Source organism: Lysinibacillus parviboronicapiens, from assembly GCF_003049605.2.
Lineage (GTDB): Bacteria > Bacillota > Bacilli > Bacillales_A > Planococcaceae > Lysinibacillus > Lysinibacillus parviboronicapiens.
Genome location: NZ_CP073713.1, coordinates 2736708 through 2753504 on the forward strand (window position 1 = coordinate 2736708; position 16797 = coordinate 2753504).

A 16797-nucleotide genomic window follows, 5' to 3' on the forward strand; every position below is an offset into this window, starting at 1 on the left:
TCGCCAATCCAACCAAATATTTTCTTTGTGGCTGCCCATATCTCGTCTCAGTATGCAATAACGGCAATAACTACTGCGGCCACTACAGCAACGATAGCTAAAACAGGCGCTGAAATAGTACCGACAGCTGCAACAATAGCGCCAGATGCCACGCTAAACGCTGTAGACAATGCAGGCCATAACATCATCAATCCGTTTATAATCGGCATTAAGGCGACGACAGCTCCGCCAAGTGTGCCAATCACGCCTATAATTCCAACAATGGTAGAAACTAAGACGGGGTTTTCTTTTGCAAAACTAGCAATTCCACCGACTACTTTAGCAATGACATCTAATAATGGGTGGAGTGCCTCTTTTACATCTGATACAGCTTGTCTAAGCTCTGTCATTGGATCAGAATCGAGTTGATCGGTCATTTCTTGAATTTTCTCTTGGCCTTCTGCTACAGTCACTTGGCCACTTGCTACATCCTTTAGCACACTAACAATGGAGTCGCCCTGGTCTTCCCACATCGTTCCGAAAATCTCTACTCCTATGGCTTCGCGTAAAGTAGCATCTTCAATCTGTGACAGCCATTGTGCCATTTCAGAAAATGCTTTAGAGCCCTCTTCTCCACCTTTTGCAACAGCTTTTCCCCAACCTTCCAGTTGAGAAAATAAAGCTTGTACAGCTGCGCTATCGGGTGGATCTTTCGCTATGGCCATCTTCTCGGCGTTCATCGCTTTAAATGAATCTAGTTCTGCTTTATGTGCTTCTCGCACAGCGTCCATTTCATTCGTTAGTCGTTCGCTTAACGCTTGCTTGCGATTATTATGTTCTTCTTTTAACGCATCTAATTTAACTTTATTTACTTCTCTTGCGGCTTCAATCTGTGCTTTATTCGATTCACTAAGTGCTTTTAATTCTTCTTGTTTCTGTTGTTGAAAAGCTTCTTTATGGGCATTCTGTCGTTCTTTTAAAGCTTCCTTTTCGGCATCTGTTTGCTCTTTTAGCTTTTCTTTACGTTCATCAATCTCCGTTTTAAGGGCTTCTTTTTTAGCATCAGATGCTTCTTTTACGCTGTCCTTTTGTTCTTTTAAAGAATCAATTTGCCCTTTACGTTCTTCACGCACCTTTTCGATACGTAACTTTTCCTCAAAGTCACGTAATGCGCGCATGGCTTCTTGTCGTTCTGCACCTGTTTTTGCATTAATTACTCGTAAAGATAATTCAGAACGTTTTTGAGCGTTTTCTTGTTGTTTAATTGCTTTGTCTTCGACTTCGGTTTTTGCGTTAAGTGCATTGATTTGAGTATCTAAAGCTTTTAACTGATTATATTTTTCTTCATCGATCAACTTCATGCGCTCTTTATATTCATTATCGATGATTTTAATTTTTTCTTCGGATGCTTTTTCAAACGCCCGCACTTCGACTTCTAATGATTTTTCTAATGCTCTTTGTTGCTTCTCATAATTTTTTACAACTGCATCATATTCTGCGTTGAGTTTCTTTTCTAAACCACGTATTTGAGTCTCGTAATTTTTAGATACAGCGCTATACTCTTGATCTAATTTTTTTGACAGTGCAGTTTGTTGTTGGGTATGGCTTTTAGAAAGCGCCTTTTCTTGATTGCTTAATGATCTCGAAAGCGCATCTTCTTGCTTTGTAAATCCGGCTTGCATTGTGGAAAGCTGTTCGTCGGACATTTTTTGCGTATGACCAACAACGTCTCGAATGGTATCTTTCATGGATTCACTTACGCCACGACCCATTTCAACCGCGCGAATACGTCCTTCTTTTAATCCGTCTAGTAAATTGTCAATATTCCAGGATTTTTCTTGAGACGCTCTTGTTAATATATTTTCGATTTCTTGCGCATTGTAGCCAGCTCTTTTTAGTTGTACGCCGTATTCTGAAATAATATCTAGCTGTTCAGGTGGAAAACCGATTTTTAGTACACGATTAATTAAATTAGTTGCTTCGATGTTCGATATGCCGAGCGCTTTTCCTACTTCGTTTGTTTCCTGAATTAATTCAGTGAAATCGACGCCACTGTAAGCCCTGGTAATCACAGCTGCACCATTTACGACCTCTTGGTTTGCTTCATCTGTTGCATCCTTATTAAGCGCCCATTGTCTGCGGACACCCTCTAATGCTGCCTCCCCATCAACGCCATACGCTTCCACATCTTTAACTGCTTGACGTACAGTATCCTTTGACGATTCAGGTACATCAAAAGAAATTTTAATGGATGTATCTAGACTTGCACTATCCAGCGCCTCTGACACAGCTGTACCAATACCCACGGCTGCAACTGCCGCACCTGCCATAGACTTTAAACTATCCGTAAGCCCATTCACTTCTTGTTCGGCTTCGTCCGCCTCTTCTCCAAGCCGTTCCAAATCGCGTCGGATTTCTTCGATATTGGAACCGTCTAATCTGGATAATGCCCGTCTAATCTCATCTATATTTGTGGATGTTCCTTGTGTTGCGCGTGAAATTTGCTCAAAGGCACGGTCCAAATCCTGCGCACTTGCGCGCCCTTGATTAATCGCATTAACCATGTCAGCACCGATAACATCCGAAAAATCGTTGACGGATCGGCCTGTGACTTGCATTAATGAACGTAATTGATTAAACGCTCTTTCTTGTGTTTCAATGGCTTGACGAGTTTCAGTAATCGTATTGGCCATCTGCTGTTGTGCTATGCGGTTACGTTGTAACTGCGCTTCTAATTGTTGTGCTTCCCTTGAATTTTCTCCGTATGCCGCTTTTGCAGCTTGTAACTGTTGTGCAGTTTCTTGTGTCTCACGTTGCATAGCTGCATAGATAGCTTCTAAGCTACTTAATTTAGCTTCCAACTTTTGCGACTCCGTAGCTGTATGTTTCATTCCTTCTTGTTGTAGTCGCATAGCTTGCTGTAAGCTTTTTACTTCATCTGCCGTTGTACGTGAAACGTTATTTAAGGCTCGTAAATTATTTTGTACGCTTTCAATACTTGCGCCGTTATCTAATTGAGATAATGCTTGTCGGACCTCGTTAACATTTGCGGATGCGCCTTGTGTAGCTTGAGCAATTTGAGTAAATGCTCGATCTAATTGATGAGCACTTGCTGATCCATTTTGAATCGCTCTAGTTAAGTCACGGCCCAGTAAATCAGAAAAATCACTAACCGATTGGCCAGTGACTGTAAATAAATTTTCTAATTGTCGTAAAGATTGCGTTTGGTCTGCTTGCGCTTGCTCCGCACGCTGTAATGCTTGTTGTGTAGCTGTAATAGCGTTCGCTGCTTGTTGTTCGGCAATTTGATTTCTACGTAATTGTGTCTCAAGCTTCTTCGCTTCTTCTGAATTTTCTCCCCACAATGCTCGTACTTCTTCTAGCTGCCTTGTGGTTGCTTCTGTTTTTCTGCGTGCCACTTCATATATTTGTTGCAAGCTGTCTAATTTTGATTCCAGCTTTTCAGAATCAGTAGCGTTGTGCTTCATCTGCTCTTGTTGGAGCTTCATCTGTTGACGTAATGACGCTGTTTCTTTATTCATTTCCGTCATAGACTTATTAAATTCTTGGTTATAAGCCTTAAAGGTTATTTGTACTTCATTGCTGTTATTTGCCACATCATCACTCTCCTATCAAGCTGTTGCTCCACCCATCGAACGCTAGTTTGTTTGCATATATACGCTCTACCGTTGCAATTGGGCTATGCCAAAAGGTTTCGTGGTCGATGTCTGCTATTAATACATAGAGTGCATATAAATCCTCCACATGCTTGATAACTAGCTTTGGTGGCGGTGTTTTTTTTTAGATTTCTTTGTTTGCTTGTGTAATGCTTGAGCAAATTCATTCGATTCAGAAAGTAAGCCTGTTATTAAAGTGGCGTAAAGTTTAATCGTTTCAGTTAACGGTTGATGATACACGTCCAGAAATTCTTCGAAAGATAAGCCTATATTTTTATTTGCGCCAAGCACTGCTAAATAAATAACAGCTATTAATTTTTGTTCATCGAATGCATTCAATAATTCCAGTGAATTTTCCTCATCGGCTTGAGAAACAAGTGTTTCAAGTCCTTTTATTTTCAATAAATCCTCAAATAAACTAGACGCTAACAAGCCCATGTCATAGCCTTTTTTCACTGCGGCATTCGTTAAAAATGCAGGGTGTACTTTTGCATTTACAAAACGTCTTTCAAATTCACCATCGAGCTCAACTATTTCTACTTCCTTTAATTCGACCCTTTGTATTTTCATGTGATTTTCCTCCTATTTCATAAAGAATAAAAACACCCCCGTATAGGAGGTGTTTTGTTAAGGCGTATCGGGCGCTGGTTTTTCAACTAATGCACGCGTGAAATTTGTATGCCATTTTTCGGAGACTGTCTCATCTTCTAATTCAGCGGTGATGGCTTCATAATAAAATTGGCCATTGGCATCCGAAACAGCGGAGAAAGCTAGTTCTAACATGGCTAATTCTTCTTGGGATGCATCAATGTTGATGGTAAAGCCACCTGCATTAGAGGCTTTCGGAAAAGCAATTAATTTCGTTAGATCCTCAAATTCATCCATAACGTCAGCTGTAAATACAAAATCTTTACCTATTGAATTAGAACCGTAGCTATAAATTCCAGGTTTCAAATCAGTATTTGTTAATCCAAAATAGTCACGCAAAACTTTGACAGGTACGTGTGCACTTACCGTTACATTTAATTTTGTTGTGACTGTTTTCTCACCGATTGTTGCACGACCGCACTTCTTCGATAAAACAACCGTTTCTGGTTCAGATGCAATTGTACCCACACAACCAAATTTTGTACCTGGTTCTTGTTGATCCCCTTTGATGAATTGGATAGATGCGTTTTGAATGTTCCACGCATCGAATTGTTCAATAACTTGTGTTGGCATTATAAGCCCTCCTCTAATAACTCTTGTAGCGCTTCGTCTAACTCTGCTAAAATTTTCGGCGCTGATTTTTGTAAAGATCGGTCACTAAAATGTTGAGCCCACGGATTAGAAGGGCCTCGCCCCTCATCCGGAAATACAAGATAGCCGAAGCTTCCTTTTTTGTTAGCTGCTCCGCCTTTTGACTTCACAACAAATTCTAAATTGGCCATTTCACTTGTGGACCACTTACTTTCTTTCGCGTGTTTTTTATTACTAACACGTGAAACTGGCAAAAGATTGGTCATTTCTCTTGTTGCTATTTCGATACCACGTGTATGCAACACGCGATTAATCGCCTTTTCTGCGCGATTCGGAAGCATCCTAATTTTTTCTTCAAGTGACATGATGTCATTAAATCCGACTTGTGCTCTCATAGTTTCGTACACCCAGTAACGATTTTACGACGATATAAGAAGATGATTCGATCAACGTAGCTGTCTGTATCTTTCCGTCTTAAACGTTGCTTCTGCGTGCGTTCAAGCGTCATCGTTGATACATCAGATAATGCGGTAATAATATCAATTGTTCGTTCATCCAAATCGTCTCGATTTTCTGAGTAATAGTAAATCACGACATCCTGACTGATTGTTTTAAGATCATCATTTTTAATCATATCGCCCGTTTCATAGACAAAGAAATGGTAGTCATTCTTCTTAAACTGCACTTCCTCATCTTCTGCAAGATTATCTTCAAAAATTGATAAATTAAATGTTTGTAAAGCTGCTAACATCCCCTCAATTTGTTGATTCATTTTCTGTTTTGTCTTGCTCATGTGTACCCACCTCCTGCAAGTAAAAATAGAGATACATTTTTTCACGGTCGTGATCTACTTTGATAACATCGTATTCTGTACCATCCTTAATCACTTTTAATTTACTCTTATTCAATCTTTGTAATTGCGGCGGATAATGTGTACGAATCTTTAAATCCAATACACCACTCAAAACTTTGGCCATTTCATAATCTGCCTCACGACATGACATTTCTTGATAAGCAAGCCGCCCCATCAGTACAAATTTTCCGCCTATCTGTTTTCCCCTTGCAGATCGTTCTGTTTCTTTAACGCCATATTGAATAAAGCCATCATTTAACACATCGCGGATTTTCTTGTTCGCCACCAGCTTCCCTCATTTCCAATGCCACGTGTAAGATAAGGCGTTTGAGCTCATCTGCAAAATTCTTCTCAAATTCATCTACTGCGTTATTGTAAACATAGCGACAACGTTCCAATAGGAGCTCCGTTTCCCATGCTTCTAATTCAAAAGAAAAAGCCTTACCCGTCAATTTCTTGAAGTAAGACTTTGCTCTATTGATGATCCGATCTAATTCAGCATCTTCGTCGTCCCAGGTAATACGTAACCGATGTTTTAATTCTGTAAGTAATTCAGACATGGTTATTCGTCACTTTTTAGAGCATTTTCAGCCTTAATAGCTTCGTCCTTACCTTTTACCTTTTCACCGTTAGAAAGCTCATAATAGCCGCCGCCTGTATGTTTAGGATGCTCTGATACATGTTCTTCCTGTTCTTGCTCTCCCTTTTCTTTCTGTTCTTCCTGCTCATCAATTGCTACCTCTGCAAGATAGATTTTATTGTATTTCGGATGAACACCTGTTAAACAATAGACACGTTCTTCTGTAGCTTCAAAACCTTCAGCTGGGTACGTGTCTCCTGCACTGTACATATGGCCATTGTGTTGCATTTCTTTAAATGGATTCACTACTTTTGCTGTCATCATATGTTTTTCCTCCTTTAAGGCGTGTCCGGTGTTTGTGTCGCCCCAGTCGATGCATTATTAATAGCTGTTTTTGTAATATCAAATACTGTAAATGCTTCGTTATCAAGTGGTTGTCCGTTTATTAATTGACGAGTTAAATAAAGACGTTGGTCTTGAATCATTCGCACATGATCCGATGTTTCTAACGTTGCTTTTCCTGCGCCCATCCAGTAGTCTTTTGGTTTACCTGAAACCATTTTGTTTAGTGGTACTGCTGAACATTTAATGATTTCAAGCTCTGGCACTGGGAAATTGCCAAAAGTCCAAACACCATCATCACGTTGTTTAGCACCATACGCAAATAATTTAGAATAGTAGTCAAATGGGTTAATAATTAAAACAACACCTTGCGCATCACGTTGTCCATTTTTTGTTGAGGGTGCTAGAATTTTCGTCCCAATCTCATGAGGTGTAAATGACACTAAATCTACTGTCGCTTTTTCAGGATAAACGCCACCAACTACCGCACCATCCAGATTTCGCATCATACCAATTGGTTGTTTGTTCCCTGTGCCGTTGACGATTACTTTTTCCAATTCTGCTGATACAACTTCTGCCATGATTGCTCGCACATATCGATCTAACCATTCAGGGCCAAGCTCAAACATTGCTTTACATACAACCAAGAAGCCTGATAATTTGTATGCTTTTGCTTCAATTGTTTTGAAACCACTATCCATCATTTCTTGAATTTCGTCGCATACATCGCCCCAATATGCCGTTGTAGCACCTTCTTTACGTACAACCCATTGTGTAGTAGCACCAAGTTGCGTAAAGTTTACGAGTGATAACAATGGATGATCCAGGGCTAAATCTTCAAATACACGATCATATACTGTCGTAGGCATAAGCGCTAATACCTCGTCAAAAGATTCCACTTCAATCGCTTGTGAGTAAAATTTCTTCTCTTCATTTGTTAATTGACGTACTCCGCGAGTAGCCAAGACTGTCGCATCCCATTGTTGCTCATTTGCGCGTTTTGCTTCACGGATGGTTGTGTTCATTACATCCTGATAATGAGTAAAATTCTCTTCATATTGCTGTACAATTCGAGCCGCAACTTCGGCTGCATCGCCATTTTCAAAAGCAGCTTTCAACCCATCGATTTGCGCTTGTTTGTCAATGCCTTGTGGCTCTTTATCTAAATTTTTTATACCTGTCATGTAAATGACCTCCTATTTTTAAATAAAATAAAAACGCCTACTCAGTTGAGTTGCGTTGGAATTTGTTTAAAACATTATTTGGTTGTTGTATGGGCTCCTGCTTAAAACGAGCAAGTACATTATTTTTGTATGCTTCTGCATTCGCTTTGTCCGCTTCTTCATCTTTTGTGTCCTCTGTTGCAGTAGCAAAGCCAATCGCCACCGCTTCGTCTGCCGTGAACCATGTTTCATTTATCACAAATTGCTTCATCTCATCTCGTGTGATTTGCGCTTTGGTCATATAAATATCTAAAAGTGATTCGTCTAGTTTTGCCATCATATCAATAGTCTTTTGCATTTCTGTTTTAGAACCGATAGCAATTGTCCATGCCTCGTGTACCATTATCATAGCACCCGTATTCATGATTAATTCATCTGCGGCCATAGCCATAATAGATGCAGCTGAACAAGCCCAACCATCAACAATGATTTTCACCTTAGCTTTATGATCCTTCAATCGGTTGTAAATAGCGATTCCATCAAAAGCATCGCCCCCAGGACTATTTAATCTTATTGTGATATTACTTGTCTTTACTTCTTTCAGTGCACGGTCTATGTCATTTGCAGACGTAGATTCATACCAAAAACTCTCACCTATATCTCCATAAATAGTTAAGACTGTTTCGTCATTATCCTCATTCACTTCAATAGCAAAGTTTTTTGGAATTTCGGGTATCAGGTCTTCATATTGCGAATTTTTGAAGCGTCTTCGTCTTTTATTTGCTTGAACTGTCAATTTTCCTCACCTCCTTTTAATGCGTCTTCTGCGTCTTGATAGTTCTTTGTAACATGACGCTTATTCGCTATTTCATCATCGACTATTTCATGGCCCAACTCACTTAAAATATCATTTATTGTATAGACACCAATCGCAAACATTTTATCGAAAGCAGTTGCCAACTGTACGATGTCTGTGATCTTTATTTTCGATGTGTCTATCTTTACATAAGTACGATTTAGATAGTCTTCTTTGGAATACGCCTTGCGATTAAATTCGTCCTCCATCATCTCTGCTGGCGGATTCAAGGCAAACATAATAAAATTGTCGGTCTGTTTATCGATGTCAGCGAGGTCGCCTTTCAACAAGCCACGAGGGACGTGAAATGCCATTGCTACATAATTAAAAATGTCGTCTATAAGATTACTAATGTCTCGGCTATCAATGGTTAATCCCACTTTAGCGTCTGACATATCTTCAAGCTCAAAGCCTTCTTGTAATTGGAAGGCCACGCTTTTCTTATCTGCATCAAACCAATTTTTTAATTGTGTTTCAAACATATCGTCAATTGCTTCTTGTGTTTTATCGTCTTGCGGTCTTAAAAAATCACCTTTGACTAATACACGCTTATTATTTTTAAGCTTGTAGTAACTCTTAGCTGCCTCTATCATTCTGCCATGAGATTCATACAAATCATTTATGACAGATAGAATTTTTGTATCAGTCAACTTCAAACGAATAACTTCGGATTCTTCAAACGTCTTGTTCATCGCCAAGTTTCCAATTTGGATTCCTGAATATTTATTCTCCCGGAATGCGAACTCTTCCACATTAAAACTGTCTGCTATATAGAAGTTATCATTCTGCATGATGATTAAACATTCACCTTCATAGATAAATTTACGAATAGCTTTATGAAAGAAGGCCGTCGCATTTTGATTTTGATTCGGCTGCACGTTTAACGCGTAGTACATGTTCCCACGATGAGCTTTTCCCTCTTTAAATGTCTTTATTTCGCACCTTGATAAAGCATTTGCAATTAAATTCACACAAGTCTCTACCGCAAGCTTTTTGTAATAATACTCTGCTGACAATTCATAATAGCAATCTTTTAAGCTTTCTAATTGGCCGTTTTTAAAGAACCTCTTTACCCATTGCCACATACTCAAATTTCTCACCTCCTAGTAGCTGTATGTTTTAAATGCTTTTGCTACATTTTCGGGCGTTATCGTCGATGTCTCAGCAATTTCTAATTCGAATTGCAAAGCGTGCAACAACGCAAAAAAGCCGTCAGTCTTTCGCATCTTCGGCTCGATTTTTTCATATGTGATGTTTCCTTTACCATCTGGCTGGACATAGGTATTTCTTGTATACCAACGCATCATTAGGTCATTGCCCCATATAATATTTTCGTAAGCAAACATTTCTTCTATGGTAGGTTGTAACTTTGTATGCGTTACTGTTCCACTGCGCGCGATGTCGAGAGAAAAACCATAACTCTGAAACACTTCTCGCAAGTGATTAATTCGCATTAAATCACTCGCAATTTTTTTAATACGATAATATTTAGATTGCTCTGCAAACCATGCTGCAATGATTTCAGGTTTATTGGTTTCTTCATAAATGATTGTGACCAAGCCTTGTTCTTTAGCAAGTTCAATATCGACTGCGTAATTAAATAATTTTAGTGACCGATGATTGATAAAGGTATGATGCTTCCAGTATCTTTTACCATCCTTCTTAAACAGTAGGCCAACGCCAACGAAATCCCGCGTATCTGCGTAATCAATACCTCCTATGCATTCAGCACCTTTTAAGTCTGGCAATGGGCGATTTGTTGCTACAATCTTATCCCAATCTGCTACACCATCAGCGGATAGTTGGGAAGGTTGATTCATGCGTTTTGTCATAAATTCAATTTTTGCAGATGGTCGATTCTGCATACGATCATATTCTAATTCCATTTCAAGCATCAAATCGGGTAAATGCATAAGCGATGGATTTGCTTTTTCCCACATGCGCTTGTCATTTACTTCTTCAGGATCGTCTAATCGGCAGATGAACGGGAACAAACGAGAATTAGAAATCTCACCTAGAAGCACTTGTTCTGCCTCTTCTTTCATCTGATCTAAAAATCCATCACGAACATTTCCGTCTGTGGTCAAATAAATACGACGAGCACGCGGCACTTTTCCTAGACCAGATGTAAACACTTTAATATTATCTTCTGTTTCATAAGCATGTATTTCATCAAATACCACAACGCCCGGACGGAAACCGTCTTTCGTTTTAGCGTTATTTGTATAGAAGCTTACTTCCGATTTCGTTTTGATGTGGCGAATCACTTGCAAAGTTTTTTTGAAGTGCTTTTTGAATGTTTTCCAGTGATCCTCTAAGACATCATGTAAATCGTTAAATGACGTCTTAGCTTGTTTCTCCGATGTGGCCACAATATCAATGTTATAACCTCGGATGCCTTGTTTGCCGCACATGTGAAATGCAAGTGCTGCTAAAAAAGCATTCTTCCCTGCGCCTCGGCCCATATATAAAAGAAATTCATTGAAAACAAGTGAATTATCATCATAAAAAAGCCCGAACATACAAGTAATAACGAACTTCTGCCATATGAAAAGTTTGAATGGAAAGTATTTTTCAATGGATTCAATCGCTTCTTCAATAGCATTTTCATCAATCCATACATTTTCTTGCATTAATTTCTTTTCTACTAATTCAATTAATGCAACTATATCTTTACTGACCACAACTTCACCACTACGTACAGCAGCAATGTAGTTTTCAATATGTACATTACTTTTTTTAGTAATCATCATCCTCACCTTCTATTTTTATTTCACTCGTTTTAAGTCCTAATTCGCTTAATATTTTCAACATCTGAGCGTTCGTTTTATTTAGCTCGCCAATGCTATCATTTTTCTTTTCACCACGAGCACCTGGAACTGTGACACCCCGCTCCTGAATATCCTCAATGAGCTTGTTCTTCACATCCCACAATGCAAGATAATCGTCTACGAGATCCATGAAATGCGCCTGGGTTGCCCCTATATCAAAAAGTTGCTCTCGAAGGTCTTTTTCAATCCTTCTACGCAATTTTTTATTACCAGGTACTAACTCAATGATTTCGGGTGCAATTATTTCGGTTTCTTGCCCACTTTCTTGTGTGCGTTGCTCCCTCTTTTCCTTCCAATTGTATCGCTTGTACCAAGATTTCACCGTATTTTCTTTGACATTGTATTTTGCCGCAATGTCCTTATATTTCATACCTTCTAGCCAATCCGTAAAAGCTAACTCATGACTTTGCACCTTCACCGCCCACCTTTCATATTGCATATTTATACATTTATATTTTAGTGTGCATGTTGTCGCACGGAAATCTAAAAAAATTATTCATTCCTGAACCCTACCCGTTGAACGTTTCCCTTAATAAATCGGAAATTTTTTGACCGGGGGGTGTTTATTTTACGTATTTCAAATGCTGATCGGCAAAGTCAATGATGTACCAAACTTCGTTGGCCGAAATCGATAACAAATTGCATGTGAACTGAAGTTTATCAGTTGATTTTAATTGCTCACGCACTTTATCTACTGTCATGTGCTTACACTTACGACCGTTAACACAATCCCTTATTTGCTTGTATCGATAGTAAGCATAGCGAGTAAAAGCATTTAGCATGTCTCTCTCATACCAATCACGTTGTGAGTTCATAATGGCTGCATCGATAATCTCTGTGTCATATGTCCATGTCCCATCAGTGAGAATCATTCTACCACCTCTCTTCATTGGTAAACTTAGGCGACCTCGTTGACTCTAGACGATCATGTACATCGTTATGGCATTTAATGCATAGGCATTGTAGATTACTTAAAGTCAAAGATAGATGCGGATGTGTCTTCACCTCTTTCAAATGATGAACGTTCTCTGCTTTGTGATAACCACCAACTGCCTTGCATAATTGGCATTCGTAATTGTCTCGCTTCAAAGCTTCTTGTCGTAACTGCATCCACTCTCTGCTCTTATAAAATTTCATTAATTCATTTTGGTTAATGAACTTGATCAGTTCTTGCTTTCGTTCTTCCTTAATCATTATCATCCCCCACCATAAAAAGCCCTCACTCCGCACAAGTGAAGGGCTCGCATTCGTCGCTATATTCAGTTGTTTTGCTGTTGCTTCATCTATGAATATATACAATCTTGTCAATAACTTATGTGGCATGACTGTGGCTTTTTAAATAAATGAAGCTTCTTTCTTCTTACTTTTACTTGCAACACGGCGAATATGATCATGTGAATATCCAAGCTCATCAGCAATCTCTTGATATGTCATGCCATCGATAAAGCGAAGCTTCGCGATTCTATATTCCAATCCTTCTAGCTTTTCTACGTTCTCACGAATTTCTTTTTCAATTGCTTGATAATGTTCAAGTTTAGTTTCTAATGAAGCAATGCGTTTATTCAAACGATCTGTTCGCTGTGATGCAATATCAAGGCCATACTTTCTGGCACCTGTTGAAAAGAACGGCAAATGCTCATCCTTACCAATCCAATACTCCTTGTCTACCTCCAGCATTTCAATCTCAGCTTTCACAATATCAATAATGCGCAATAAATCCGCATAATTCTTCATAATTTCCATCAACGTTTTGCCCCTTTCAGTTCACTTCAATGTATATTGTGTTGAACTCATCGCATTGCTTTTAATCTAATTTTTACAGTGATTAGAGCCATTACCTAAAATTCAGTTCCTCACTATCTTTTTAAAGGGAACTAAATAGAAAAGTTAAATTCTAAAGTCCTTCATCGCTTTGTCCATCTGATCTTGATTAATGCCGATATAACGCAACGTAATTTTAGGCGACGAATGATTCAAAATTTCTTGTAACAAGGCTACGTCCTTTGTCTGTTTGTAAAAATGATAGCCGAATGTTTTCCTTAAAGTATGAGTGCCTATATTTTCTTCGAGTCCAACTGCTAATGCTGCTTTATTTAATATTTTGTATGCTGCACTTCGACTAATTGGTTTATTAACACCTTCACGACTCTTAAACAAATATTCATGCTCATCCTTGCCCTCAATATATTGTTTCAATTCTCGTTTGTGGTGTCATTTCAATACGTCTTGCCTTTTTTGTCTTTTTCTCCACCACATTAAAGTATGGCTTCTTTGTGTCTGACACCTTTAACTGCAAGATGTCAGAAATACGAAGGCCGCTGTTAATCCCAACAAGAAACAACATGTAATTGCGATAGTTCCAATCAAACAAAAACTTTTTGATTACACGGATATATTCTGGATCACGTATTGGTTGTACAAAATTCATACACCTTCCTCCTTTGTTTCATCTAATTGATCATTTAAATGGAAATAAAAAGGACAACAAACGAAAACAGCGATTGCTGTTATCATTTGTTGTCCTCCAGTTAGCTGGTAGTACATTTTATTTTATTATTAATGGCTCGTATTTAAATTGCAAATTAATCATCGCTTACTCAAATTATATAAATATAAATCAACTTAATTGTTTAAATTTATTCTCTATTTTTAGCATCAACGATTGGAAATGATCAGATCTACAAGGAATCCACTCTTTTTTTAAAGTACGCTCTAAGCTACTTGAATTTCCAGAATTATTTATTGTACCTATCTTAATACAATTTTGCATCAAGAAATGTAAAGAACTCAAAATAAATTTTGCGCTTATGCAGTACTTGAAGAAAAACAATTTTTCCACACTTGTATTGTCTAAAATCGTAGCTGCTACATTATCTGGAAGAATTCTTTGTTCAATTTCTACTAAGCTAGTATTAACTTTATTTAATTCTTCAAAAATAAATAGGTCAAATTTTTGTAGTAAATCTAAATTTCTATATTTCTCTGCTTGATTATTAAAAACTTGAATGGGTTTTGTTTTTGAAAGTCTTACTATTTTATCTAATTCATCTTCATTTAAAAAATTATACTTAAAATTCAGTTCTCTTATTAAACTTAGTTTAGGATAAGGTAATAATAACTCAGTAATATAATTAAATTCATCAAGTATTTTTTCAAAAAGTTCATTTTCATCACAATCATAGTATCTATCAAAGAATAATTTTAGAATAGATTCATCAAATAAATAATTCTCCAATTCATAAAAATCATAGTAAAGTATTCTGTCATCTTTACAATTTTGATCTAAAAAGAAATCTAAGTCACGATCAAATAAACATATTAAATTTGATTTATCATCTTTATATTTTTCATATGCTTTAAGAGCATTTTTTTTGCCTGATAATATTTCGTTTAAATCTTCAGCTTTTACTACCCTAAATGGAATATCACCGCTCCTTCTATGGTAATAAAATTTTTTTATAACTTGAATATCATCAGAACCCTCAACTAATAATATGTCGTTATTGTTTTCAGAATAACCAAAGAAATCCTCAGCTAATACAGCTTCTAGAAGTTCTTCATGCATCTCCCCATTACTTATATTCATCTATATCACCTAATTTTACTAGATTATTTTTATATTTTATATTAGCTACGTAAGGGGAATGTGTTGCAAGCAAGAACTTAGTGTCTTCCTTCTTTAATAATTGTGGGAGAAGTTTACTTTGCCATGATATATGTAATGATAATTCTGGTTCATCTATTATAATTAATGGCGTAAATACACAATTCCTTAACACTAACCCAATATAAGATAAAATTGTTATTAATTGTTTTTCTCCAGTTGAAAGTTTTTCAAATGGGCGTGATAAAGAAATATTATAATTTTTCTCATTAAAATCAAGTTTAACTTTTTCTTTGAAAAAATTACTAAATCCATTTTCCAAATATCTGAATGGTTCCAGCAATTTATCTTGTTCATTAACATGTTCTCTATAAAGTGTAATTAATCTAATAAAGAAATTTGTCTCTGTACTAACTGTTTTTAAAGACTGATTCACTATGTCAACAAGGCTCGGAAATGAGTCTCTAACAAAAATATAATTGTTATTCAAACTTTCTGTATATTTTATCTCTATTTTATCTACAATATTTTTAGAATCATTACTAATTAATTTTTGACTTTCAAAATATTTATTAATTTCTTCTTTGTCTATCCCCTCACCTATCCCCAATTTATTAGAAAGTTCAATTAGTTGCTCAGCTGCACTTCCATATAAATTGATATCATTTTTACTTTCTTTTCTAGTTTCATCCTTGTTTTCATATATACTTTCAATAATACTTTTTATAAACTTTTTTAATAGTTCATTTAATCCTTCTGAATTAAAGTCACGAAGCTCTTTTGAATAGGATTGATATATATAATCAATATCTTTGTCATCAACCCCAATAACACGACGATCAATTGGAAAACTTTTCAAATCTCTATATATATCAAAATCTGAAGCAGATTGAGAACTAAGATGGTATTTATCTTCTAGTAAATTTTTTATATCACTATCAATTCTTCGATAAGTTGGAAAATATAATATTGAATTTTTAATTTCATCGATGAAAGAAAGTTCTGGATAGTAATCTTTCAATTCATCAAGATTATCAAACAATCTTGTAGTAGTATAATAATTATCTTCATCCTCACTCATAGCAGTTTCATAATCTAATACTTCATCATAAAAATTATCCGTAAATTCCGTGATTTCTTCTGGAGTTAATTCTGTATCTTCTAGATAATAGTCTATTAACTTATAGGAAAAACCTCGCCAAGGCACACCAATATCTTCTATTTCTATGCAAAACTCGAAATCTTTAAATATATAATAAACTTCTAGTGTTGATTTTCTTTTATTTATGTCAATAGAAAGTAGTTCTCTTTTATTTTTATCGAAATCAATCTCAAGACTATTAAACTTTGTTTTAAATAAGCTTTCAAAATCTCCAGTAAGAACAGTAAATAGTAAATTTAATAGAGTTGTTTTCCCTGATCCATTATCACCTGTTAATATAGATAAATTTCTTATATTTTCTAATTTTATTGTATCTTTTTGGCCATACAGACCTTTTATGTAAAAACTGTTAATCATTTTTCCACCTCATAAAATAAATTTATTTTCTAATCAAACATCTCTATCTAAGAGTAATCACCCATCTTTTATAAAACTTAATAGTATTATACCAAATTTACCACAATAAATACCAAGTAATAATTCTATTATATCTATTCTATTGATATAGTTA

At 36.6% G+C, this 16797-nt stretch carries 18 protein-coding genes and 1 pseudogene; all 19 read right to left on the reverse strand.

Going from position 1 to position 16797, the window contains the following annotated elements; translation table 11 throughout:
- Positions 1 to 47: 47 nt before the first annotated feature.
- On the reverse strand, positions 48 to 3596 hold the full coding sequence (locus C9J31_RS13140; RefSeq protein ID WP_107951368.1) for a coiled-coil domain-containing protein: 3549 nt from the start codon (positions 3594 to 3596) through the stop codon (positions 48 to 50).
- Between the two features lie 159 nt (positions 3597 to 3755).
- On the reverse strand, positions 3756 to 4226 hold the full coding sequence (locus C9J31_RS13145; RefSeq protein WP_107951367.1) for a hypothetical protein: 471 nt from the start codon (positions 4224 to 4226) through the stop codon (positions 3756 to 3758).
- A 57-nt stretch (positions 4227 to 4283) separates the two neighbouring features.
- Entirely contained in the window at positions 4284 to 4877 is a 594-nt protein-coding gene (locus C9J31_RS13150; RefSeq protein WP_107951366.1) for a phage tail protein, read from the reverse strand.
- On the reverse strand, positions 4877 to 5290 hold the full coding sequence (locus C9J31_RS13155) for a hypothetical protein (protein ID WP_107951365.1): 414 nt from the start codon (positions 5288 to 5290) through the stop codon (positions 4877 to 4879). The genes C9J31_RS13150 and C9J31_RS13155 overlap by 1 nt, the downstream gene beginning before the upstream one ends.
- Positions 5287 to 5688, reverse strand: a complete 402-nt coding sequence (locus tag C9J31_RS13160) for a hypothetical protein (protein WP_107951364.1) — start codon at positions 5686 to 5688, stop codon at positions 5287 to 5289. Before C9J31_RS13160 ends, C9J31_RS13155 begins: the two co-directional genes overlap by 4 nt.
- Positions 5651 to 6034: a phage head closure protein gene (locus C9J31_RS13165; RefSeq protein WP_107951363.1), complete on the reverse strand. Its 384-nt coding sequence runs from the start codon at positions 6032 to 6034 to the stop codon at positions 5651 to 5653. Before C9J31_RS13165 ends, C9J31_RS13160 begins: the two co-directional genes overlap by 38 nt.
- Entirely contained in the window at positions 6000 to 6308 is a 309-nt protein-coding gene (locus C9J31_RS13170) for a head-tail connector protein (protein WP_107951362.1), read from the reverse strand. The genes C9J31_RS13165 and C9J31_RS13170 overlap by 35 nt, the downstream gene beginning before the upstream one ends.
- A 2-nt stretch (positions 6309 to 6310) precedes the next feature.
- Positions 6311 to 6652, reverse strand: coding sequence for a hypothetical protein (locus C9J31_RS13175; RefSeq protein WP_107951361.1), 342 nt, complete (start codon positions 6650 to 6652; stop codon positions 6311 to 6313).
- Positions 6653 to 6666: 14 nt separating this feature from the next.
- Positions 6667 to 7854, reverse strand: coding sequence for a phage major capsid protein (locus tag C9J31_RS13180; protein WP_107951360.1), 1188 nt, complete (start codon positions 7852 to 7854; stop codon positions 6667 to 6669).
- A gap of 37 nt (positions 7855 to 7891) precedes the next feature.
- Positions 7892 to 8629: a head maturation protease, ClpP-related gene (locus C9J31_RS13185; protein ID WP_107951359.1), complete on the reverse strand. Its 738-nt coding sequence runs from the start codon at positions 8627 to 8629 to the stop codon at positions 7892 to 7894.
- Positions 8626 to 9780 carry a phage portal protein gene (locus tag C9J31_RS13190; protein WP_420798450.1) on the reverse strand — a complete coding sequence of 385 codons (1155 nt, stop codon included), beginning with the start codon at positions 9778 to 9780 and terminating at the stop codon, positions 8626 to 8628. Before C9J31_RS13190 ends, C9J31_RS13185 begins: the two co-directional genes overlap by 4 nt.
- A gap of 12 nt (positions 9781 to 9792) precedes the next feature.
- A complete protein-coding gene (locus tag C9J31_RS13195; protein ID WP_107951358.1) occupies positions 9793 to 11442 on the reverse strand; it encodes a terminase large subunit domain-containing protein in 1650 nt (549 codons plus the stop codon).
- A complete protein-coding gene (locus C9J31_RS13200; RefSeq protein ID WP_274520201.1) occupies positions 11429 to 11959 on the reverse strand; it encodes a P27 family phage terminase small subunit in 531 nt (176 codons plus the stop codon). The genes C9J31_RS13195 and C9J31_RS13200 overlap by 14 nt, the downstream gene beginning before the upstream one ends.
- Positions 11960 to 12083: 124 nt before the next feature.
- On the reverse strand, positions 12084 to 12392 hold the full coding sequence (locus tag C9J31_RS13205; RefSeq protein ID WP_107951357.1) for a hypothetical protein: 309 nt from the start codon (positions 12390 to 12392) through the stop codon (positions 12084 to 12086).
- Between the two features lies 1 nt (position 12393).
- Entirely contained in the window at positions 12394 to 12657 is a 264-nt protein-coding gene (locus C9J31_RS13210) for an HNH endonuclease (RefSeq protein ID WP_107951385.1), read from the reverse strand.
- Between the two features lie 198 nt (positions 12658 to 12855).
- Positions 12856 to 13263, reverse strand: coding sequence for a sigma factor-like helix-turn-helix DNA-binding protein (locus tag C9J31_RS13215; protein ID WP_107951356.1), 408 nt, complete (start codon positions 13261 to 13263; stop codon positions 12856 to 12858).
- 144 nt (positions 13264 to 13407) lie between these two features.
- Positions 13408 to 13948 (reverse strand): annotated as a pseudogene (locus tag C9J31_RS13220) (site-specific integrase).
- 189 nt (positions 13949 to 14137) lie between these two features.
- Positions 14138 to 15106 carry a DUF4435 domain-containing protein gene (locus C9J31_RS13225; RefSeq protein WP_107951355.1) on the reverse strand — a complete coding sequence of 323 codons (969 nt, stop codon included), beginning with the start codon at positions 15104 to 15106 and terminating at the stop codon, positions 14138 to 14140.
- Positions 15093 to 16643, reverse strand: coding sequence for an AAA family ATPase (locus tag C9J31_RS13230; RefSeq protein WP_107951354.1), 1551 nt, complete (start codon positions 16641 to 16643; stop codon positions 15093 to 15095). Before C9J31_RS13230 ends, C9J31_RS13225 begins: the two co-directional genes overlap by 14 nt.
- Between the last annotated feature and the right edge of the window lie 154 nt (positions 16644 to 16797).

Excerpts from the sequence above, each read along its gene's own strand:
- C9J31_RS13210 (WP_107951385.1), bottom strand. The coding sequence starts at position 12,657 with ATGAAATTTTATAAGAGCAGAGAGTGGATGCAGTTACGACAAGAAGCT.
- C9J31_RS13180 (WP_107951360.1), bottom strand. The coding sequence starts at position 7,854 with ATGACAGGTATAAAAAATTTAGATAAAGAGCCACAAGGCATTGACAAA.
- C9J31_RS13195 (WP_107951358.1), bottom strand. The coding sequence starts at position 11,442 with ATGATGATTACTAAAAAAAGTAATGTACATATTGAAAACTACATTGCT.
- C9J31_RS13230 (WP_107951354.1), bottom strand. The coding sequence starts at position 16,643 with ATGATTAACAGTTTTTACATAAAAGGTCTGTATGGCCAAAAAGATACA.
- C9J31_RS13200 (WP_274520201.1), bottom strand. The coding sequence starts at position 11,959 with ATGCAATATGAAAGGTGGGCGGTGAAGGTGCAAAGTCATGAGTTAGCT.
- C9J31_RS13175 (WP_107951361.1), bottom strand. The coding sequence starts at position 6,652 with ATGATGACAGCAAAAGTAGTGAATCCATTTAAAGAAATGCAACACAAT.
- C9J31_RS13150 (WP_107951366.1), bottom strand. The coding sequence starts at position 4,877 with ATGCCAACACAAGTTATTGAACAATTCGATGCGTGGAACATTCAAAAC.
- C9J31_RS13145 (WP_107951367.1), bottom strand. The coding sequence starts at position 4,226 with ATGAAAATACAAAGGGTCGAATTAAAGGAAGTAGAAATAGTTGAGCTC.
- C9J31_RS13155 (WP_107951365.1), bottom strand. The coding sequence starts at position 5,290 with ATGAGAGCACAAGTCGGATTTAATGACATCATGTCACTTGAAGAAAAA.
- C9J31_RS13205 (WP_107951357.1), bottom strand. The coding sequence starts at position 12,392 with ATGATTCTCACTGATGGGACATGGACATATGACACAGAGATTATCGAT.
- C9J31_RS13170 (WP_107951362.1), bottom strand. The coding sequence starts at position 6,308 with ATGTCTGAATTACTTACAGAATTAAAACATCGGTTACGTATTACCTGG.
- C9J31_RS13160 (WP_107951364.1), bottom strand. The coding sequence starts at position 5,688 with ATGAGCAAGACAAAACAGAAAATGAATCAACAAATTGAGGGGATGTTA.
- C9J31_RS13215 (WP_107951356.1), bottom strand. The coding sequence starts at position 13,263 with ATGGAAATTATGAAGAATTATGCGGATTTATTGCGCATTATTGATATT.
- C9J31_RS13225 (WP_107951355.1), bottom strand. The coding sequence starts at position 15,106 with ATGAATATAAGTAATGGGGAGATGCATGAAGAACTTCTAGAAGCTGTA.